Source organism: Blautia hansenii, assembly GCF_013304445.1.
Classification (GTDB): domain Bacteria; phylum Bacillota; class Clostridia; order Lachnospirales; family Lachnospiraceae; genus Blautia.
Genome location: NZ_JAAITA010000001.1, coordinates 374,126 through 395,501, shown reverse-complemented (window position 1 = coordinate 395,501; position 21,376 = coordinate 374,126). Strand labels below are relative to the sequence as shown.

The following is a 21,376-nucleotide window of genomic DNA, read 5'->3' as shown; positions in this document are numbered from 1 at the left end:
AGACAAATTTGTCAAAAATGTGAAATTTCTTCGCATGGTTTCCGTTCCAAAAACAAAAAAGGAATCCGTACTAATCTCTTTTAGAACGAACTCCTTTCCCTATGGACCTGAGGGGAATCGAACCCCTGTCCGAAAGTCTATCCCTTGCGGCATCTCCCATCACAGTTATTCTTTTAACATTCCCTTATGCAGCCGCCGAATAACAGGCTGTTACACTTGGTAGCTTCATAAAATCTTCCATTTTCTCAAAGCTTTGAAAACGAAGTGCCCCGCAAAGTCGATGCCAGATTCTCAAGCAGCGGGTGACCTGAGGCTGACAAGCTGCAATTAGGCAGCTAACGCTACGTTATCGTTTGCGTTTATATTTAGTTTCCAGGTTGATATGCAGTCCCGGAGTCTGCAGATGGCTTCCTCAACTTCAAAACCCCCGTCGAAACCAGTACAAGCCCTCATATAAAATAAGCACTGCATGGTACACAAACGAGTAGATTTCCCATTCCCAATGTAAGTACATTAGGAAACTTATTACATACTATCTGGTTTCTGTATTTTTGTCAAGAGTTAATTTCAGAAAAATAATTGATAAAAGAGCCATTCCCAAAATCATCCGGCAATGGCTCTTTGTATTTGAATTTTATTTATGTAAATGACATGCTACAAAATGTCCCGGACGAACTTCCTGTAATTTCGGAGATTCCATCTTACATCTTTCTGTTGCATGCTTACAACGGTTTGCAAAAGGACAGCCCGGCTTTGGATTGATAGGGCTTGGTACGTCTCCGGACAGTACGCTGGATTCCTTCTGCGCTTCTTTATCCGGGTCCGGAATCGGCACAGATGCCAACAACGCCTGGCTGTATGGATGCAGTGTATGAGCATAAATCTCATCACTATCTGCCAGTTCTACCAGATTTCCCAGATACATAACCGCAATACGGTCTGAAATATATTTGACAATATTTAAGTCATGGGCAATAAACATATAAGTAAATCCGTGTTCTGCCTGCAGGTCTTTCAGCAGATTTATAATCTGACTCTGAATGGATACGTCAAGAGCAGAAATCGGCTCATCACACACAATGAACTCCGGTTCTACAGCCAGAGCACGGGCAATTCCGATACGCTGACGCTGACCGCCGGAAAACTCATGCGGGAAACGGTTTGCATGTTCCCGGTTCAGACCTACTGTCTCCAGAAGCTCATAAACACGCTGCATACGTTTCTCTTTGTCATACATATTGTGAATTTCCATACCTTCTGCAATAATACTTCCCACTGTCATACGGGGATTCAAAGACGCATAAGGATCCTGGAAAATAATCTGTGCTTTCTGAGAATACACATAGCGGTCTTTGGTGTGTCTTAAATTTACCTGCTTTCCATTGTAAAGCATTTTTCCACTGGTAGCCGGATAAATTCCCATAACTACTCTTCCCAATGTAGATTTTCCACATCCGGACTCACCTACCACACCAAGCGTTTCTCCTTTATAAATGTCCAGGGAAATATCATTGACTGCTACCAGATTCTTTCCCTTTCCTACATGAAAGTGCTTTGACACATGGTCTAAAGTAACCAGCTTATCCATTTACCTTTTCCTCCTTGTCTCCCGGAAAATCAGGGTGAAGTCTCCAGCAGGACGCCGTATGGCCTTCGCTCACCTGGAATACCGGCGGCTGATTGGAACGGCAGATTTTCATGCAGCATTCACATCTGCTGGCAAATCCGCAGCCCTGCGGCGGAGCATATAAGTCAGGAGGGGTACCCGGAATGGATACCAGCTGCTCCTCTTTCTTTGTATCAATCGTTGGAAGACTCTTTAAAAGAGCCTTTGTATAAGGATGTCCCGGATTGTAGAAGATATCTCTTACGGTACCTTTTTCCACTACTTTACCGGCATACATAACAGCCACATGATCCGCCAGATTTGCCACAACCCCAAGGTCATGGGTAATCAGAATAATCGCTGTTTTGGTATCGTCCTTAATTTTTCCCATCAGCTGCATAATCTGCGCCTGAATGGTTACGTCAAGAGCTGTTGTTGGTTCATCCGCAATCAACAGCTGCGGGTTACAGGCCAAAGCCATAGCAATCATGGCACGCTGACGCATACCGCCGGAAAATTCATGAGGATACTGCTTTGCTCTCTCCTCGGCATTTGGAATCTGAACCATCTGTAAAAGACGGACAGCCTCTTTTTCCGCATCTGCTTTACTGATTTTTTTCTTGTTTACCAGAGTTTCCGTAAGCTGCTTGCCTACACGCATAGTAGGATTCATACAAGTCATAGGGTCCTGGAAAATCATACTGACCATCTGACCACGGATATCCTGCATTTCCTTTTCACTTGCCGCTACAATATCTTTACCGCAAAGTTTAATGCTTCCCTCTTTAATTCTTGCAGGAGGCATAGGGTTCAGTTTCATAATTGTCTGAGCCGTTACACTCTTTCCGCAGCCGGATTCTCCTACAATAGCAAGCACTTCTCCTTTGTTTACCTCCAGGCTGACACCTCTGACAGCGTGTACTTCACCTGCATAAGTATCAAAAGAAACATGAAGATTGTCTATTTTTAATATTTCTTCCATTTCCTTACCTCCTTAATTTCGGGTCAAATGCGTCACGAAGCTGGTCACCCAGCAGGTTAAAGGACAACATGGTAACACAGATAAATAACGCTACAATAACAAGCTGTGTGGGGAACATCTGGAAAACCTTAATGGCGTCATTGGCCATAATACCCCAGGAAGACTTCGGAGGCGCAATACCCAGACCCAACATGGACAGAAATGCTTCTGTAAAGATAACATTGGGAATATCCAACGTAATATTGACAATAATAACACTAAGCACATTGGGTACCAGATGTTTGCCAATGATTCTTGCCGGAGAAGCGCCCATGGATTTTGCCGCAATAACAAATTCCTGCTCCTTCAAACCAACAACCTGTCCTCGCACCAGTCGAGCCATACCGGTCCATCCGGTAAGGGAATAGGCCACAATAATAGTTCCCAGACCACGTTCCATAACCGTCATCAGAAGGATAACGATAATCAGGTAAGGAATACCGCTGATGATTTCCACAATACGCATCATCACATTATCTACTGCACCGCCGAAGTAACCGGAGATACCGCCATAGATAACACCTACCAGACAGTCAATCAGCGCAACCGCAATCGCTACGGTAAGAGAAACTCTTGCTCCGTACCAGACTCTGGAGAATACGTCGCGTCCCAGGGCGTCGGTACCAAAAATATGCATCTGACCGGTCACAGAGTCCGGACTCATAATGGGTTTATTCTGAAATGCTACATTCTGCTCAGAATAGCTGAACGGTGTCAGCATAGGACAGAAAATAGCACCCAGAATAATCAGACCCAGAATAATCATACAAATCACTGCAACCCTACTCTTGCGAATACGGTTCCAGGCATCTTTCATAAAGCTGACAGAAGGTCTTGCCAATGATTCCATACTTTTTGCATCGGCTCCTAACACCTCAAAGGCATCCGAAGAAATTTTGCCGCTGACATCATAAGGAGTGTACTGTTCTGTCTGTACGGTTGTCTTATTATTCTTTTTTCTCATGTGTTCCTTACTCCTTTCCGCCTGTCAGTTTAATACGTGGATCGATAAATCCGTAAATCAAATCTACAACCAGATTGGCGAGAATCAGAAACATACCGTAGAAGACTGTAGTACCTGCAATCATAGTATAATTCAGAGTCTGCACACTGGTTACAAAGTATTTTCCAAGTCCCGGAATAGAGAAAATATTCTCTACAACGAAAGCACCCGTCAAAACAGCTGCTACCAGGGGACCCATAACGGTAACAACCGGCATAACTGCGTTACGTACCGCATGTTTCCAAACAATCTGACGCTGGCTGAGGCCTTTTGCTTTTGCTGTTTTGATATAATCCTGGCTGAGTACATCCAGCATACTGGTTCGCATCAAACGGCTTACCGTTGCCATAGAGCCAAAAGCCAGAGCAAAAGCCGGAAGAATCTTACTGTTAAAGTCAGACCAGCCAATAACGGCAAACACCTGAACTCCCGTTGCCTGATACAGCTTCAATCCCAGGAAATACTGTAAAACTGCACCCATAATGAAGGAAGGTACAGAAACACCAACCAGTGCAAAAAACATGGCTGCGCTGTCCCATACAGTTCCTCTCTTAACAGCAGCCACAACACCAAGAAGAATACCCATAATAAAGGCAAACAGCAGGGCGCGGATACCAAGACTAAAGGATACCGGGAAAGCTTCTGCGATAACATCTGTCACCGCTCTTCCGTCCGGAATAGAAATTCCGAAATCACCTCTTAAGGCATTTCCTATGTAAATAAATAACTGCTGAAGCACGGGTTTATCCAGTCCATATTTCTTTTCCAGGGCCTGCATAACGGAATCCGGCAACGCTTTTCCGGCTGTAAACGGTTCGCCCGGAAGTAACTGCATTAAGAGGAAGGTGATAGTTACCAGAACTAAAATAGTAATAAAAGAATAAATAATTCTTTTTAAAATGTAGCGTATCCGATTAGACAAAATAGACAGCTCCTTTCTTTTGTTTTCTTTACTTTATTATTTTTATGTTCTGTTTATGTAAAGCGCAAAAGTTTTTGCGCTTTACATAAACAGACAGGAGCCGTGTGAGAAACCACTCTGATTCCAGAACAACAGCTCCTATCTAAAATAACCTTATAAAATTTTTTCTTTCCGCTTTCCGAAATTATTTAGCGTCTGTAAAGTCAAATTCCTGGAAACCGGTACGAGTCATATTCTGCACCTTGTCAGACACGGCATAAGAAACAGCACTGAAGTAAATTGGGTAAACTGCTGCGTCTGTCTGTGTTACCAGAGTTTCTGCCTTAACCAGTAAATCCTGACGAGCTGCCGGGTCTGCTTCCACCATAGCGTCAGCAATCAGTTTATCATATTCTGTGTTGCTGTATTTACCATAGTTGTTTCCATTTGTTGTAGTAAACAGGTCAAGGAATGTCATGGCATCGTTGTAGTCCGGAGCCCAGCCTGCGTATACCATATCGAAATCACCGGAATTCATAGAAGCCAGACGTGACTTAAATGGCTGTGGTGTAATTTCTACATTCAGACCAAGTACGGATTTCCACTGTTCCTGCATAAACTGTGCATCTCTCTGAGCTCCGTCAGTATCATCACAGAGGAAAGATAATTTCAAATCTTCTGCTTTCAGTCCTGTTTCCTGAAGACCTTTTTCCAGAGCTTTCTTTGCTTCTTCTGCATTGTATCCGGTGATATCTCCAGCCGCTTCGCGATACAGCACATCATTTGCTCCTGCAATACCGGTTGGTACAAGACCTGTAGCCGGTACGGAACCATCTTTTAAGATATTGTCACACAGACTCTGTGTATCCAGAGCAAGACCAAGTGCACGGCGGATATTTGCATTGTCCAAGCCTTTGTCTGTTTTCTTTGTGTTAAACTGAATATACCAGTTGCTGTTGTTTACATAGTTTTCTACATGAATGCCGAGAGACTCTGCCTGTACGGTCTGGTCACCTGTCAGGTTGATACAGTCAATCTGTCCAGCCTGGAATGCGTTCATACGTGCATTGGAATCATTCATCATATTATAACGAACGGTTTTTACTGCAACTCTGTCCGGGTCATAGAAATCTTCATTTGCTGTCAGTGTAATGTGGTCATTGTGTACCCACTCGCTGATGGTGTACGCACCGTTTGTTACCAGCTGATCCATTTCATCTCCGTAGTGCTCTGCACCGATTTCCTCGTAAGCCTTCTGGTTTACAGGATAGTAGGTTGAGAATGAGAACAGGTGCTCTGCATATGGAATCGGGTTTACGAAAGTAACTTCCAGAGTATAGTCGTCAATGGCTTTTACACCCAGTTCAGAAGGGTCTTTTGTTCCTTCATATACTTCTTTACCATTTAACAGATTATCATAGATAATAAATGCGTAGGAAGAAGCTGTCTCTTTGTTACAAACTGCCTGATAAGCGAACACGAAGTCATTTGCTGTTACAGGTTCTCCATTTGTCCATTTTGCATCCTGACGAAGTTTCATAGTGTAAGTACGTTTGTCATCGCTTACAGTAGTTTCTTCGGCAAGGTCTGGCACCGGTTTATCATTTTCATCCAGTTTATACAGACCGGACATAACCATACGGAGAATATCTCCTGATGCCACGTCTGTAGTGAGCATACTGTTTAATTCAGGCGGTTCTGCACGTAAGTCGATTGTGTAGGAATCCTCCTCCGGTGTTCCTGCAAAACCTGTACTGCTTGTTTCTGTTTTTGCGCCACCGTCAGAAGTGCCTTCTGCTTTTTTGTCTCCTGAAGAACTTCCGCATGCGCCTAAAGATAAAATCATTGCGCTTGCAAGGGCCATTGCCAATACTTTCTTCATTTTCATATTGATTTCCTTCCTCTCTGCTAGAATTTCACACTGAAAACTTTAATACTTTGTTTTCTTAATGTTGTGAATCAATCTTCTTTATTATAATAAATTATGAAGTTTTGTCAACTGTTTCTGGCAAAATTCTCGCATTTGTGTTTTTTGCACAAAGACAAATATCTTTCTGGCCGAAACTTTTCAAGCAATTTCTTTTAAATTCTCCACAATTTTACGGATAACTCCATCTTTAAAGGGAGACTCTATGCCGCTTTGCTGTAACAAATCAGTATGAAACTCGGAAGCGGAAATCCTGCATAATTTCAGATAACTCTCCCACGCTCCCCGGCGGTCCTTATCCATCCAGATTTTGTACTCAAAAGCACAAAGCTGGGCAATCACATAATCAATATAGTAGAGAGGGAAACTGTAAATATGGTGTTGTTTCTGCCAGAAACAGCCTCTTTCAAAGAAGTCCAGCCCTGCATAATCCATATGAGGCTTATATTCCTTCTCCAGCTTTTTCCACACCTCTTTCCTCTGCTGAGGCGTCATTTCCGGATGGTCATACACTTCATGCTGAAATTCGTCCACCATACAGCCGTACGGTACAAAAATCACAGCATCCTCCAAATGCATACCGGTGTAATCGGCTGTCTTCTCTTTTCCGAAAAACAGATGATACCAAGATTCTGTAAAGAATTCCATGGACATGGAATGAATCTCCGCAGTTTCCATACCAATATCTGCATGTTCCCGGATAGGGTCTTCTGCTGCCAGGTATCCCTGGAACGCATGGCCGCACTCATGAGTCATAACGTCCACATCTCCGCTGGTGCCGTTAAAGTTGGCAAAAATAAACGGTGCCTTATAGTCCGGAAGGTACGTCATATATCCGCCCACTGCTTTTGTCTTTCTGCCAAAGACATCTAAAAGTTCGTTTTCCATCATAAAATCAAAAAACTCTTTTGTCTCCGGAGACAATTCTTCATACATCTCCTGTCCTGCTGCCAGAATTTCCTCCGGCGTTCCTTCCGGCTGGGGATTTCCCTCTGGTCCGTATACCTGTTCGTCTGTATAAGTCATATGCTCAAGTCCCAGACGCTCTCTCCTTTTTTCAAAAAGCTCTTCTGCAAAAGGAACCCATACTTCCTTCACCTGACGTCTCAGATTTTCAATTTCTTTTCTTCCATAACAGTTCCTCTGCATGCGCAGATATCCCAGAGGTGTATACGTCTCAAATCCCAGTGTTTTTGCCTGCTCTGTTCTGTTTTTTACCAGTTTGTCATACAACTCATCCAATTTATCGGCAATACTGTCAAAGAAAGCATTTTGTTTCTGGGCTGCTCTTCTTCTCACTTCAGGATCTTTACTTTTCAGATAAGGAGTCAAAAGAGAAAGATTCAGGATTTCCCCTTCCCAGCCAATTTTAGCGCTGGCCAGAAGTTTTTCATATTCTGTCACCAGTGCATTCTCCTCCTGCATCAGTGGAATGACTTCCTCGGACACAGACTTCATGGCAATTTCCATATTTTTAAATGCCACAGACCCTATTTTTTCTTCCAGAACGTCCCTGTACGGGGAAGCAAAGAGCCGCTTCTGATATTCCACACATAAGTTGGAATACTCGGGCACCTGTTCATCATAGTAATTCTGTTCCTTCTCATAAAACTCGTCTGTGGTGTCAATGGTATGGCGAATGGAACAAAGCGTCACCTGGGTCTGCACCCTGTCATTGAGTTTATAAAACTCTTTGTGAACAGCAAACTGCTCTTCCCCGCTTCCCGCTTCTTCCAGCTTCTTCATCAATTTTTTCAGCTGCTCTTTTACCTGTACAAAATCAATTCTTTCATACGGCATATCTTTAAATTTCATCATGTTCTGTTCTCCTCTCCTGCCCTGCAGTTAATACAGGTTTTTCACCTTAAATTCTCTCTCTGTCTCTCTTCTCTGGTCCTTTTTTGCAATGTCCTGCCGCTTATCGTAAAGCTTCTTGCCTTTCGCCACGCCCATTTCTACTTTCACAAGACTGCCTTTAAAATATACCTTCAAAGGTACCAAAGTATACCCTTTTTCTCTGATTTTGCCTTCTATTTTCCGAATTTCATAGGTATGAAGCAAAAGCTTACGCACCCTTAAAGGGTCTTTGTTAAAAATATTGCCTCTTTCATAAGGGCTGATATGCATACCATAAATAAACACCTCGCCCTTCTCAATCTGAATAAAAGACTCTTTAACACTGCATTTTCCCATGCGCAGGGATTTGACCTCTGTACCCGCCAGTTCAATCCCTGCCTCATAAGTGTCCTCTATAAAATAATCATGGTATGCCTTTTTATTATTTGCAATCAGACGAATCCCTGATTCTTTTGCCATGACTTAATCCTCCCTTTCCAAACTGAAATCCACGGTTTTTGTGGCAATGTCCGCCTGTTCTACCCGAACCTTTACTTTCTGCCCCATGGAATATACCTTTTTCGTCATATCTCCCACAAAGCGGTACTTTTCTTTCTCATATGTGTAATAATCATCCCGCATGGAATTCACATGCACCAGACCTTCCACCGTATTAGGCAGTTCCACATACAGTCCCCATTCCGTCACGCCTGAAATAGTTCCCTCCATGACTTCGCCAATATGCTGCTTCATAAACTCTGCCTTCTTCATTTTAACGGTTTCCCGCTCTACCTCTTCGGCTCTTCTCTCCATAGCACTGGACTGTCCTGCCACTTCCTCCAGAATTTCCGCATAGTGGCGAATTTTTGCCTCTGTCATCTTGCCTCGCAGATGTTCCTTGATAATTCTGTGAATCTGCAAATCCGGATACCTGCGGATAGGAGACGTAAAGTGACAGTAATACTTGGCAGCCAGGCCAAAATGTCCGCTGCACTGGGTGGTATACCTGGCCTGTTTCATAGAACGCAGAAGCAGCCGGGCAAAAAACGGCTCACATTCCATGCCTTCCAGCTCTTTTAAAATTTTCTGCACTTCTTTTGGGCTGATTTCTTCTTTTGCTTTCTTCACTTTTACTCCTGCCTGATGAACCATTTCCAGTACAGCTTCCATCTTTTCCCCATCGGGAGTATCGTGTGTCCGGTATACAAAAGGCAGGCCCAAAAGCGCATATTCTTCTGCTACCGTTTCATTTGCAGCCAGCATAAAGTCTTCAATGAGCCGGGTAGCCACATTCTGTTCATAAGGATAAATTTCCACTGGCTTTCCACTGTCATCCAGACGAATTTTGCTTTCCGGGAAATCAAAGTCAATGGCTCCTCTCTTCTTTCTTCTCTTCCGAAGGAGTCCGGAAAGCTCGCCCATTTCCAAAAGCATGGGAACCAGTTCTCTGTATTTCTCTGTCACCGCTTCGTCTTCACCCAGGAGAATCTTTTTTACGTCTGTGTATGTCATTCTCTCATTCACCCGGATGACGGTCTCCACAATGCGGTGAGACACAATTTTTCCTTTTTCATTAATATCCATCAGGCAGCTTAACGCCAGTCTGTCCTCTCCTGCGTTCAGAGAACAGATACCATTGGAAAGTTTTTTGGGCAGCATGGGAATTACCCGGTCCACCAAATAGACACTGGTGCCTCTTTTCAGTGCTTCTCTGTCTAAAGCGCTGCTGTACTGCACATAATTGCTTACATCTGCAATGTGTACCCCCAGATGATACAGGCCGTTTTCCTTTGTAAGAGAAACCGCATCATCCAAATCTTTGGCGTCTTCCCCGTCAATGGTAACCATAACCACATCCCTCAAATCTTCTCTGCCATAAAAATCTCCCTCATTTAACGTCTCTTTTACGCGCTGGGCCTGATTGGCCACCTTTTCCGGAAATTCCATGGGCAAATCATAGCTTTTCGCCACACACAGGACATCTACGCCTTTTTCTCCCGGCTTTCCCAGGATTTCTGTCACGATTCCTTCCGGAGATTTTCCTCCCCGACCATAATCCTTAATCTTCACCAGAACTTTATCTCCGTCCTCGGCTTCCATAGCCTTTCCCTGGGGAATAAAAATATCTCTGGCAAACCGCTGGTTGTCCGGCACTGCAAAGCCAAAACCTGCCGACTGCTCATAAGTTCCCACGATTTCTTCGATTCCATGCTCCAGAATCCTTGTCACTGCACCTTCACAACGCCGTCCGTTCTTTTCTTCCTTCTGTACCGTTACCTGCACCGTATCTCCATGCAAGGCCCGTCCTACCTGCTCTTCCGGTATAAAAATATCCTGTCTCTCTTCCTCACCGGGAATTTCTACAAAACCAAAGCCTCTGGGATGACTGATAAAGGTTCCTGTATAAACATGGCCCTTTTTATATCCCAAACCGGTCTTTTCTTTTTTCTCCTGTTTTTCTGTCTGTTTTCTGCGGTCTTTTTCCGGCTTTCTCACAGCCTCATACTTGCCGCGCTTGCTGATGGTGACTTTCCCTTCTTTCAGGAGTATATCCAGTACCTTGTGCAGTTCCTCCCTTTTTCCCGAAGGAATCTGCAGAAGCACTGCCAAATCTCTGGCTCTCATAGGCTCATATTCCTTGCAGCACATCAACTCATATAAAATTTTTTTCCTCTTTTTCAGCTGTTGATTTTTCTTCAAATTTTCTCCTTTTCCTGTTAAAAAGATGACACCCTTGCAATGCAAGAGTGCCATGTTTAAAAGTTCAGATTCAATACTAACGCCAGCACAAAAAATAAAATCCCCATAATTTTGGTTGCTTTTACCATTGCGCCTTCCATGGAGCGTCCTTTATTTTTCCCCCAGTAAGTATCTGCCATTCCGGCAATACTTCCCAGTCCCTGGGACTTTCCTTCCTGCATCAGAATAATAACAGATAAGCCTATACAATCTATAACGAAAAGTACGGTCAAAACAATTCTCAAAATTTCCACGTTCACACCTCCTAATTGCTAAACATCTAAAGTTTAACACAGGCGCAGCATGATTTCAACTGTTATTTTCGCAGATTCCCATTTATCCCCTTATAATCATAGCAGGCAGTTTCTCCCAGCATATCCTCAATGGCAAGAAGGCGGTTATACTTTGCCGTCCGCTCTCCCCTGCAGGGCGCACCTGCCTTTATCTGTCCGCTGCCCGCTGCCACAGCCAAGTCAGCCAGAAACGTATCTTCACTCTCTCCCGAACGATGGGAAAGAATGGTTCGGTATCCCGCTTTATGAGCCAGTTCCACAGCCTCCATGGCCTCTGTCAAAGTCCCAATCTGGTTAACTTTTATCAGCACCGCATTGCCGGCGCCCATAGTGATTCCCCTGGCAATCCGTTCTGTATTGGTAACAAACAAATCATCCCCCACCAGCTGTACTTTCTGCCCCAGTCTTTGCGTCAGCCTCTGCCAGCCTTCCCAGTCTTCCTGGTCTAACCCATCCTCAATGGATAAAACGGGAAATGTCTCTGTCAGTTCTTCGTAGTAAGCGGTCATCTCTTCTGCTGTGCGATAGACTTCTGTGCCAGTCATAAAAGATTCTCCCGGAAAATAGTAAGCCTTTTTGTCTTCTTCGTACAGCTCACTGGCTGCCACATCTATGGCAAAACAGATATCCTTCCCAAGGGTATAGCCTGCGCGCTTTACAGCCTCTGCCATCATAGCCAAAGCTTCTTTTGCCCCCTGTACATCCGGCGCAAATCCACCTTCATCTCCTACAGCTGCAGACAATTTTCGCTCTTTTAAAAACTCTTTCAGCGTATGGTAAACCTCTGCGCACATGCGAAGTCCTTCTTTAAAGCAGCAGGCGCCTACAGGCATAATCATAAATTCCTGAAAATCTACAGTGTTGTCTGCATGTTTCCCGCCATTTAAAATATTCATCATAGGTACTGGCAGCTGTGTGCTTTTGCAGCCTCCCAGATACTGGTACAAAGGCATGCGCATAGCCTTTGCAGCCGCATCTGCCACCGCCAGAGATACAGCCAGTATGGCATTGGCTCCCATATGCTCCTTTTTCTCTGTGCCGTCTGCCTCCAGAAGCAGACAATCAATCCGGCTCTGGCAAAGTGCATTTTCTCCCAGCACTGCGTCTGCCAGCACGGTATTGACATGCTCTACTGCCCTTTGTACTCCCAGGCCTCTGTAACGCGGTTCTGCGTCCCGCAGTTCCAAAGCTTCAAACTTTCCTGTGGATGCACCGGAGGGAACAATAGCCCTTCCGGTATATCCGTCCTTTCCCACAATACCTTCTCCTACCGTAATTTCTGCTTCTACTGTGGGATTCCCTCTGGAATCCAGCACTTCTCTGGCGTAAACCTTTCTGATAGGTAAATAGCGGTTCATGGCAAATACCTCCTGACTTTATGCCAAATTCTGGTTCTAGTGTCTTTTCTTCTTTCTGCCTCTTAAAGCTGCCCCCAAAATACCGGCACTGCCTGCTAAAAGAAACAGAAACAGCACACCTCTGCTCTCATCTTCCGTTTTTACCGCCTCTGCAGCTTTTGGTGTTTCTTTTTTCACAACAGGTTCATTTACCAACTTTAAGGTCTTCTCTTTTTTCCCGTCTATCAATCCCTGTTCATCTACCGGAATCCGATATACTGTTTCGTCCAACTGATACCCGTCTCTTGTCTTTACTTCTGTAAAGAAATACGCTTTCTGATGTTTCAATTCTGTAAGGGAAATTTTTCCTTCTCTGTCAGTTGTTATTTCTTTTCCCTTTTCTAAAAGTTCTTTTCTTGTCATTTCCTTTTGTGACGCCTCTGCTTCTGCAACGACAAATACTACCTGTTCCATGGGATTCTTCTTTCGGGCATCTGTTTTTTCCAGTGTAATTCTGGTTTTGCTGTTGAATACCGTAAAACTGCAGTCTTCTGTACTGTTTCCTTCTGTCACTCGTATCTCTGCCTCATGTTTTCCTTTGTCTACTGCATAATATTCCCCGGATTGCTTCTCTTCAACCTGATATTTTCCTGGAAACAGATTTTCCGCACAGGCCATGCCCTTCTCATCTGTGACAATCTCCTGCACCGTATCGCCTTTCTTCCACACAATTTCCCCTTCCGGGCTGCAGATGTCTTCTGCTGCCGTTACCACAAACACAAAACCAGAGCCCAATATCTTTCCGCTTTCTTCATCCTTTTTTGTAACCCACAATTTTCCTTTTAAAAATTCATCTGTCATCTCGACTTTCTGGACTTCTGGCGTATCTTTTACCTCCAGCCGTATCTCCGCCGCCGTTTTATATCCTTTGGGCGCTTTTTCTTCCCTTATAATATAATTCCCCGGCTTCAGATATTTTATAACATGAGGTTTCTCTCCGGTCTCCCAGGTTTCCTGTACAGCACCATTTTCTTCTTCCAATGTCAGTTTGGCACCTTTTAATTCCTTTTTGCTTTCCTGGCTTTTTTTGGAAACTTCCAAAACAATGGGATAATTCTCAATTTCCAGTCTGCAAGTCTCTTTTCCATCTATCAGCCCCTTTTCATCTACCGCCAGTTTATAGCGCTTCCCATTATGCGCATACCCTTCCGGCGCCTTTGTCTCAACCAGATAATAAATGGTTTTGTGTTTCAGATTCACGGCCGTACATGTTCCCTTTTCATCGGTCACCAGCACCTGTCCGCCTTCTGTTGGTAATTCTGCCGTTCCCGCAATCTGTTCCTGTGTCAGCTGTTTTTCTTCAAACAGTATAAACTCCGCTCCCTGAAGCGTTTTTCCCGCTTCTCCTGCTTCGGTCTTCACAACTTCAATTCTGGTTTTCCTGTTTTTTGCTTCACACTCCACCTGGAAAATTTCTTCTCCCTCTCCCGCCTCCAAAAGTACCTCGTAAACCTTTTGACTGGCTGCATAATATTCTCCCGGCTGTTCTTCTTTTAAAATATATTTTCCCGGATACAAAGGCCCGGTCACTGCTGTCCCGTCTTCTCCTGTGGTAATCCGCTCAGCTTCTACTCCCTTTTTCATCCGAAGCGTTCCGTCTGCAGTATAGATATCTTCCCCGGCAGTAACGGAAAATACAAACCCTGTTCCCACATTTTCTTTGGTATCCTCATCTTTTTTCACAAGACGAATTTTTCCCTGCTGTGGTTTATCTGCAAAAAGGACTTCCAGATTTTCTCCCTGATTCATCCCATTATATACGGAAAATTCCAAGGGCACCGGGTTTAGAGCGTAGCCTTTGGGCGGCTGTATTTCCACCACACGGTACTGTCCTGCCTTTAACTTCTGGGGCAAGTGGAAACTTCCGGTTTCATCGGTCTCAAAAATCGTCTGTCTGGTTTCCTGGGGATACATGGAAACTAAAAATTCCTGGTCCTCCCATCCTTTTTCTGTCTGTTTCTGAATTTTAAATTTCGTTCCTTCTTTAGCTATTACTTTTCCCGTATCCGCTGCCGTCTTCACGATTTTTACCGGGCACAGAATCTCATCATTTTCCAGAATATAATATAAAGTCTGATTTTTTTCCTTTATTGTGATTTCAAAAGGCGCTGCCGGTGTATAACCCTGCGGTGTGTTGGATTCCTTTACCCGATAAGTCCCATAGAGAAGCCGCCCTTGTGGATACTTTTCGTCTTTTGTAGACGCATAGCCGTTTTTATCCGTAGTAATCGTCACTTGGTTTTTCTCGTTTCCCACTTCAGTAAAAGTAAATGAAATGCCTGCCCCGGGCTTCTTGAAACCATCCTCCTCCTGGTCCTCTTTTAATAGTTTTGTAAGGGACACATCTCCTCTTATGGGTTTTTCTTTACTGTTTATGAGAATTTTCAGCTGTGTACTGTCTTCTTCCGCCTCTGGTATGGTAACAACATATTCTTTCTCATCTGTAAGATAGCCCTCCGGCGCAGATAATTCTTTTACCCGGTAAGTGCCGCAAAAGAGGTTTTCCGCTTTTCCGTACCCCTTTTTATCGGTCTTGATTTCAGTCACCTTCTCACCCTTCTTCAAGGAACCTATGTCCTCTTCTGCATAAATACCGTAAACAGCCCCTTCAAACACAGCTCCTGTGACCTGCGGCTTGTGTTCCCCGGTTTCTGCATCCTGTTTCTGCAGTTCAATCTGTCCTCTTACGGGCTTCTCTCTGCTGGTAATCACTTCTTCTGTTTTTCCTCCATCCAGTGGAAAAGTAACTTCATATCTGGTTTCATCTAAAAAATATTTTGGGGAGGATTTCGTCTCTCGGACATAATAACTTCCAGGAAGAAGATTTTCCAACACACCCATTCCCTTTTCATCCGTTACGATTTTCCCGGCCGGACTGTCCTTTTTCAGACTGCCAATGTTCTCGGCCGCATAAACCGTATATTCTGCGCCTTTTAAAGACCCGTTTCCCTGTGGTACGGGCTTTCCTGTCTCATGGTCAATTTTCTGCAGTTTTAGCCGCACTTTTATGGGTTTTTCTTTTGAATGAATTTTTACATCCGTACTGCCATCCTGCCCTGGTACCGCCACAGTATACGTCTGGGCATCCAGTTCGTATCCTGCAGGGGCCTTTGTCTCTTTTACCGTATAAGTTCCTGCTGCAAGATTTTCCAATCTTCCGTAGCCCTTTTCGTCTGTCTCAATCTTTCCGATTTCCTGTCCGTCTTTACTCACCGTATAGACAGCGCCCTGCAGGCTTCCATTTCCCTGGGCCTCGGCTTCCCCTGTCTGTGCATCGGTTTTCTGTATCTCCAGGTTTCCCAGAACTGTCCACTTCACCTGAAATTCTGTGGGCTGTGCATTTTTTATATGGAAGCATCCATAACCGGAGGTCTGGGAATCGCCTTTTGCAGGCAATACCATGGCTTCCCATCTGCCATCCTTTTCCCCATACAATTTTCCGGACTGCCAGATTTCGCCTGTTTTAGATGCTGTATCCAAAGGTGCGGAAAAATAAAAGCTTTCCCCTGCGCTTACGCTGACCTGTCCGGTCTGAATTTCTCCGGTAGATTCCTTATGCAGCTTTACACCCTCCGGACAGGTAAAAGAAATCCTGTTTTCTCCATTTTCAGAAAGATACTGTATACTTTCTGTTCTCTGATAATCTGTCCCCTTTTCATAATAAGCAGACAAGGAAGTTTTGGAAAACCGGGAAGAAACGGAAGGAATCTCTCTTCCCTCCAGCCAGTCAATAAATTCCCACACACCGGATTTTTTCACATCTGCTTCATCCATGTTGTGAAATGCATTTTCTCTGTCAAAAAAATAAGAAACCGCCAGATGGGTACGCACATATTTGGCATCCTCCAGCGAAGAATCTCCCAGACCTTCATAGGCAGATTGATCAATATAGGCTCCCTGTCCCGGTCCTCCGTAACCATAATAAAGAGCTGCTCTTAGGCCTTCATTGTCCGACTGCATCTCCGGCTCATACTCTCCGGGCGGCACAAAATTTTTGTCCGGCTCCAGACAGTACGCGGTATAATCTCCCTGTTCCGTGTGAGCCGTATAAAAATAGGTGCCATGAACACCCCAATAATGGGGATATTCCACCCATCTTCCTCTTTCCATAGTTACTTTTCCAAGTTCTGCTGCCTGCACAAAAGTGCAAAGACAGAGAAGCAGCGAAAGCACTACTCCCCAGATACGTATTTTTCTTTTTCCATGACTGCTCATAGTGTCCCCTTTCCCAGGAATCCAGAAAAAGAACACGGATGTGCCATGCAGCATAAAAACATAGCATATAACAGTCTTATCTGTTTTCCTGCTTTCGATTTTTCATGTTTTGGATTGTTCGGCCGACTGACCCTGATGTTTTAGATTTCTTTTGAAATGTGACTTTATCATAGCACCCGGGCTGTAAAAATACAACCCGGAATACTACACAAAATCCTGTGGATTTTAAAAGGATAACTTTGTATACTTTTTATTTTTTAATCAGCAGAGATTTTCCTGTCATTTCTGCCGGCTGTTCCATACCCATTAATTCAATCAGGGTTGGCGCAATGTCTGCCAGACAGCCCCCTTCTCTCAAGCCATAAGACGGGTCTGCATTTACCAGAATAAACGGAACCGGATTTGTGGTGTGTGCTGTAAACGGTGCGCCTGTTTCATAATCCACCAGCTGTTCTGCATTTCCGTGGTCTGCACAGATAAACATCTGTCCGTTTACCTCTTTCACTGCTTCTACCGCTTTTCCCACACACTCGTCCACTGCTTCAATGGCTTTGATAGCAGCTGCTTCCACACCGGTATGTCCAACCATATCCGGGTTTGCGAAGTTGATGATAATGACATCATATTTGTCAGATTTAATCGCCTCTACCAGTTTATCGCATACTTCATAAGCGCTCATTTCCGGTTTTAAATCATAAGTTGCAACTTTTGGAGATTTTACCAGAATACGGTCTTCTCCCTCGTTTGGCTCTTCCACACCACCGTTAAAGAAGAAGGTTACATGGGCATATTTCTCTGTCTCTGCAATACGAGCCTGTTTCAGACCGTTTGCTGCCAGAAATTCTCCGAAAGTATTGTTAATGGATACTTTATGGAAAGCAACCTCTTTGTTTGGAATCGTCGGGTCGTATTCTGTAAAGCATACATAAGTCAGATCCAATCTCTTGTCTCTCGCAAAACCTGTGAAGTCATCATCACAGAAGGCTCTTGTAATTTCTCTTGCACGGTCCGGACGGAAGTTAAAGAAGATAACGGAATCCTTGTCTTTTACTGTTCCGATTGGTGCTCCGTCTTTCACAATGACAGTAGGCAGAACAAATTCATCTGTCTTATCATTGTCATAAGAAGCCTGGATAGCTTCCACAGCAGATTCAGCCTGTACGCCTTCGCCCTTTGTCATGGCATTGAAAGCCAGTTCCACACGATCCCAGCGGTTATCGCGGTCCATTGCATAGTAACGTCCCATAACGGAGGCAACCTGTCCTACACCCAGTTCTTCCATTTTCGCACAAAGCTGTTCCACATAACCTTTGCCGCCTGTAGGAGGTGTGTCTCTTCCATCCAGGAAGCAGTGTACAAAAACTTTGGACAGCCCTTCTCTTTTAGCCAGTTCCAGAAGACCGAATACATGAGTCAGGTGGCTGTGCACACCGCCGTCTGACATCAGACCGAATAAATGCAGGGCGCTGTTCTGTTCTTTTGCATTTGTCACAGCTTTTAACAGAGCTTCATTTTTGAAAAAGTCTCCATCCTCAATTTCTTTTGTAATTCTTGTCAGTTCTTGATATACAATACGGCCTGCCCCCATATTCAGGTGTCCGACCTCTGAATTTCCCATCTGCCCTTCCGGAAGACCTACGGCCATACCGCTGGCATTTCCCTTTACAAATGGGCACTGTGCTTTCAGTTGGTCCATAATCGGTGTTTTTCCTTCGCAGACCGCATTTGCCTCACACTTGTCATTCAATCCATAGCCATCGAGAATCATTAATACGGTTGGTTTTTTACTCATAGTAATTTCTCCCTTATATAAAATTTGATTTACTAACTTTTTACCCGTTTATATTTTAACAGAAATCCCAGATTTTTCAATCCCAAGATTTCCGTTTCTGCCTCTTCCAAATATTTCCCACAAAATTTTTCAAACAACAAAACTGCCAAAAGAACAAGCGGTCTTTGGGGATGACAACTGTTCTTTTGGCAGTTTTCCATTACAGTACTTTTGATAAAAATTCTTTCAGACGGGGATTCTTCGGATTGCCGAAAAATTCCTGAGGTTCTGCGTCCTCCTGAATGTTCCCTCCGTCCACAAACAGCACACGGCTGGCTACTTCCCTTGCAAATCCCATTTCATGAGTTACCACTACCATGGTCATACCCGTATGGGCCAGTTCCTTCATAATTTCCAGAACCTCCCCTACCATTTCCGGGTCCAGGGCAGAAGTAGGCTCGTCAAAAAGCATAACGTCCGGATTCATAGCCAGGGCTCTTGCAATGGCAATACGCTGCTTCTGACCTCCGGAAAGGCGTCCCGGATAGGCTCCTGCTTTATCCGGCAGTCCCACTCTCTCCAGCAGTTCATCGGCCTTTTTAGAAGCCTCTTCCTGGGTCATCAGCTTTAAAGTCACCGGCGCCAGCATAATATTTTCCTTCACGGTCTTATGTGGAAACAGATTAAACTGCTGAAATACCATGCCGATTTTCTGACGATGACGGTTAATATCCACCTTGGGATCTGTAATATCCACGTTTTCAAACAGGATTTTTCCCCCTGTAGGTTCCTCCATAAGGTTTAAAGAGCGCAGAAACGTAGATTTACCGGAACCGGAAGGTCCGATAATAGCCACAACTTCTCCTTTGTGGATTTCGGTGGAAATTCCATCCAAAACCACATTTCCATCAAAAGATTTCTGCAGGTTCTGCACCTGAATCAAAACTTCTCCTTTAGTGTTCACTCTTGCGCAGCCTCCTTTCCAGTTTGCCCATAAAGTGGGTCAGCAGCATAACCAGCACCAGGTAGAATACAGCCGCTGAAATCAAAGGCACAAACGCACTGTAAGTACGGCTCTGTACCAGAGTTGCCGCTTTTGTAATATCTGTAGTGCCGATATAACCAATAATAGCTGTTTCTTTTAACAGTACAATCAACTCATTAATCAGCGCAGGAAGCACGTTTTTAAATGCCTGAGGCATAATAATCAGCCACAGAGTCTGCACTGCAGAAAGTCCCAGACTTCTGCCCGCTTCTGTCTGTCCCTTGTCAATAGACATAATACCGGAACGGACAATTTCTGCCACATAAGCGCCGGAATTAATACCAAAGGCAATTCCGCCGATGATAATATTATTCAGATTCACACTGGCAAAAACCACGGAATAGAAAATCAAAATCTGAATCATGGACGGTGTACCGCGGATAACCGTCAGATAAATCTTTGCCAGCAGATTCAGGAGTTTCAGCTTTCCTGTCTGCTCATGAGTGGTACGGATAATGGCAATGAGAAATCCCAGCACCACACCGATACAAAGGGCCAGCAGGGTAACCAGAACGGTTGTTTTCAAACCTTCCAGCCACCAAGAGGTTGCGCCGTTATCCACAAAGTAGCGCTGAAACCATGCCTGTAAATTTTCCAACATATCTTCTGTCTCCTTATTATTTCTTCACAATGACTACCTGAGTAGCTTCCGCATAAGTGTCCGTAAAGTCCACACTTTTTTCACGCTCTGCATTGACGGTCATACCAGCAGCACCGAAATCTGCTTTTCCGGTATCTACGGTAGCCAGAATCATTTCAAATGCCATATCCTCAATCTTCAGGTCATATCCCATTTTATCGCAGATCGCTCTTGCAATATCCGCATCAATCCCCACGATTTCATCGCCTTCTTTGTATTCCCATGGCTCAAATTCTGCATTGGTAGCCATAGTAAGCGTTCCTTTAGAATGGTCTGCGTCCGCAGGAGATTCATAGGGGTGTTCTCCCACTTCATCTCCAAGATAATTGCTCTGAATCTGCTCTAAGATTCCATCTTCCTTTAACTCTTTCAACGCCTGATTCATTTCTTCCTTCAGTTCTGTGTTGCCTTTTTTCAGACAGATAGCATATTCTTCTTTATCAAAAATGCCGTCTACAATTTTCAAATCATCGTTTGCTTCCACAAATTTTTCTGCTGGGAGAGAGTCAATAACCACACAGTCAATTTTTCCGTTTTTCAACGCTTGAATCGCATCGGCTCCCTTGTTAAAACGGCTTACCTGCTTATCTTCTTTGACCGCTTCTGTCGCCTGGCTGTCTCCTGTAGTACCAATCTGCACACCAATCTTTAAATCTGCCAGGTCTTCTTTTGAAGAAATCTCCACCGGTTCTGCGCTCTTTCCACTTCCACATCCTGCTGCCGCCAGCATAGCGGCGGTCATTGCCATAACTAAAATTTTCTTTTTCATAATTGCCTCTCCTTTATTCATATAATATTCATTTATTCTGTATATAATGCATATTTATTCAACTGCTATGCATTATATCAGCTTTTCTCTCTCTTTGCAAGCGAAAAATATGCCAAAACCGCTGTGCATTTCTAATCTGTAAATATCAAATATATACATATCAGCTGCACAGCGGCCTTTTTCACCTATTTTTATGCATAGAATGATGCATAA

The 21,376-nt window shown here is 44.1% G+C and carries 15 protein-coding genes and 1 other RNA gene; all 16 read right to left on the bottom strand.

Annotated features, from left to right (window positions below; all coding sequences use genetic code 11):
* Nucleotides 1–99: 99 nt before the first annotated feature.
* Nucleotides 100–449, bottom strand: a transfer-messenger RNA (tmRNA) gene (gene ssrA, locus G5A70_RS01865).
* 185 nt (nucleotides 450–634) lie between these two features.
* Nucleotides 635–1,588, bottom strand: coding sequence for an ABC transporter ATP-binding protein (locus G5A70_RS01860; RefSeq protein WP_173747421.1), 954 nt, complete (start codon nucleotides 1,586–1,588; stop codon nucleotides 635–637).
* Complete coding sequence (locus G5A70_RS01855; protein WP_173747419.1) at nucleotides 1,581–2,588, bottom strand: ABC transporter ATP-binding protein; 1,008 nt, start codon at nucleotides 2,586–2,588, stop codon at nucleotides 1,581–1,583. The genes G5A70_RS01860 and G5A70_RS01855 overlap by 8 nt, the downstream gene beginning before the upstream one ends.
* 4 nt (nucleotides 2,589–2,592) lie before the next feature.
* The gene (locus G5A70_RS01850) at nucleotides 2,593–3,591 is read right to left on the bottom strand and encodes an ABC transporter permease (RefSeq protein WP_173747418.1); all 999 of its coding nucleotides are present in this window, start codon (nucleotides 3,589–3,591) and stop codon (nucleotides 2,593–2,595) included.
* Between the two features lie 7 nt (nucleotides 3,592–3,598).
* A complete protein-coding gene (locus tag G5A70_RS01845; protein WP_226853440.1) occupies nucleotides 3,599–4,552 on the bottom strand; it encodes an ABC transporter permease in 954 nt (317 codons plus the stop codon).
* Nucleotides 4,553–4,736: 184 nt separating this feature from the next.
* Entirely contained in the window at nucleotides 4,737–6,419 is a 1,683-nt protein-coding gene (locus tag G5A70_RS01840) for a peptide ABC transporter substrate-binding protein (protein ID WP_173747417.1), read from the bottom strand.
* Between the two features lie 180 nt (nucleotides 6,420–6,599).
* Nucleotides 6,600–8,273: a M3 family oligoendopeptidase gene (locus G5A70_RS01835; RefSeq protein WP_173747526.1), complete on the bottom strand. Its 1,674-nt coding sequence runs from the start codon at nucleotides 8,271–8,273 to the stop codon at nucleotides 6,600–6,602.
* Nucleotides 8,274–8,303: 30 nt separating this feature from the next.
* Nucleotides 8,304–8,774 carry an SsrA-binding protein SmpB gene (gene smpB, locus G5A70_RS01830; RefSeq protein ID WP_173747416.1) on the bottom strand — a complete coding sequence of 157 codons (471 nt, stop codon included), beginning with the start codon at nucleotides 8,772–8,774 and terminating at the stop codon, nucleotides 8,304–8,306.
* Between the two features lie 3 nt (nucleotides 8,775–8,777).
* Nucleotides 8,778–10,994: a ribonuclease R gene (rnr, locus tag G5A70_RS01825; RefSeq protein WP_226853438.1), complete on the bottom strand. Its 2,217-nt coding sequence runs from the start codon at nucleotides 10,992–10,994 to the stop codon at nucleotides 8,778–8,780.
* A 56-nt stretch (nucleotides 10,995–11,050) separates the two neighbouring features.
* Nucleotides 11,051–11,287: a preprotein translocase subunit SecG gene (gene secG, locus G5A70_RS01820; protein ID WP_173747414.1), complete on the bottom strand. Its 237-nt coding sequence runs from the start codon at nucleotides 11,285–11,287 to the stop codon at nucleotides 11,051–11,053.
* 62 nt (nucleotides 11,288–11,349) lie between these two features.
* On the bottom strand, nucleotides 11,350–12,684 hold the full coding sequence (eno, locus tag G5A70_RS01815; protein ID WP_173747413.1) for a phosphopyruvate hydratase: 1,335 nt from the start codon (nucleotides 12,682–12,684) through the stop codon (nucleotides 11,350–11,352).
* A gap of 36 nt (nucleotides 12,685–12,720) precedes the next feature.
* On the bottom strand, nucleotides 12,721–16,938 hold the full coding sequence (locus tag G5A70_RS01810; protein ID WP_173747412.1) for a SpaA isopeptide-forming pilin-related protein: 4,218 nt from the start codon (nucleotides 16,936–16,938) through the stop codon (nucleotides 12,721–12,723).
* Nucleotides 16,939–17,188: 250 nt separating this feature from the next.
* Nucleotides 17,189–18,730 carry a 2,3-bisphosphoglycerate-independent phosphoglycerate mutase gene (gene gpmI, locus G5A70_RS01805; protein ID WP_173747411.1) on the bottom strand — a complete coding sequence of 514 codons (1,542 nt, stop codon included), beginning with the start codon at nucleotides 18,728–18,730 and terminating at the stop codon, nucleotides 17,189–17,191.
* A gap of 199 nt (nucleotides 18,731–18,929) precedes the next feature.
* Nucleotides 18,930–19,673 (bottom strand): amino acid ABC transporter ATP-binding protein, encoded by a 744-nt coding sequence (locus G5A70_RS01800; protein WP_291681982.1) that lies wholly within the window; start codon nucleotides 19,671–19,673, stop codon nucleotides 18,930–18,932.
* Nucleotides 19,663–20,355 (bottom strand): amino acid ABC transporter permease, encoded by a 693-nt coding sequence (locus G5A70_RS01795; protein WP_173747410.1) that lies wholly within the window; start codon nucleotides 20,353–20,355, stop codon nucleotides 19,663–19,665. The genes G5A70_RS01800 and G5A70_RS01795 overlap by 11 nt, the downstream gene beginning before the upstream one ends.
* 16 nt (nucleotides 20,356–20,371) lie before the next feature.
* Nucleotides 20,372–21,163 carry a transporter substrate-binding domain-containing protein gene (locus G5A70_RS01790; RefSeq protein ID WP_173747409.1) on the bottom strand — a complete coding sequence of 264 codons (792 nt, stop codon included), beginning with the start codon at nucleotides 21,161–21,163 and terminating at the stop codon, nucleotides 20,372–20,374.
* Between the last annotated feature and the right edge of the window lie 213 nt (nucleotides 21,164–21,376).

Coding starts and splice junctions, on each gene's coding strand:
- G5A70_RS01795 (WP_173747410.1), bottom strand. CDS start 20,355: ATGTTGGAAAATTTACAGGCATGGTTTCAGCGCTACTTTGTGGATAAC.
- G5A70_RS01860 (WP_173747421.1), bottom strand. CDS start 1,588: ATGGATAAGCTGGTTACTTTAGACCATGTGTCAAAGCACTTTCATGTA.
- G5A70_RS01855 (WP_173747419.1), bottom strand. CDS start 2,588: ATGGAAGAAATATTAAAAATAGACAATCTTCATGTTTCTTTTGATACT.
- G5A70_RS01840 (WP_173747417.1), bottom strand. CDS start 6,419: ATGAAAATGAAGAAAGTATTGGCAATGGCCCTTGCAAGCGCAATGATT.
- G5A70_RS01835 (WP_173747526.1), bottom strand. CDS start 8,273: ATGAAATTTAAAGATATGCCGTATGAAAGAATTGATTTTGTACAGGTA.
- G5A70_RS01810 (WP_173747412.1), bottom strand. CDS start 16,938: ATGAGCAGTCATGGAAAAAGAAAAATACGTATCTGGGGAGTAGTGCTT.
- eno (WP_173747413.1), bottom strand. CDS start 12,684: ATGAACCGCTATTTACCTATCAGAAAGGTTTACGCCAGAGAAGTGCTG.
- gpmI (WP_173747411.1), bottom strand. CDS start 18,730: ATGAGTAAAAAACCAACCGTATTAATGATTCTCGATGGCTATGGATTG.
- G5A70_RS01850 (WP_173747418.1), bottom strand. CDS start 3,591: ATGAGAAAAAAGAATAATAAGACAACCGTACAGACAGAACAGTACACT.
- smpB (WP_173747416.1), bottom strand. CDS start 8,774: ATGGCAAAAGAATCAGGGATTCGTCTGATTGCAAATAATAAAAAGGCA.
- G5A70_RS01790 (WP_173747409.1), bottom strand. CDS start 21,163: ATGAAAAAGAAAATTTTAGTTATGGCAATGACCGCCGCTATGCTGGCG.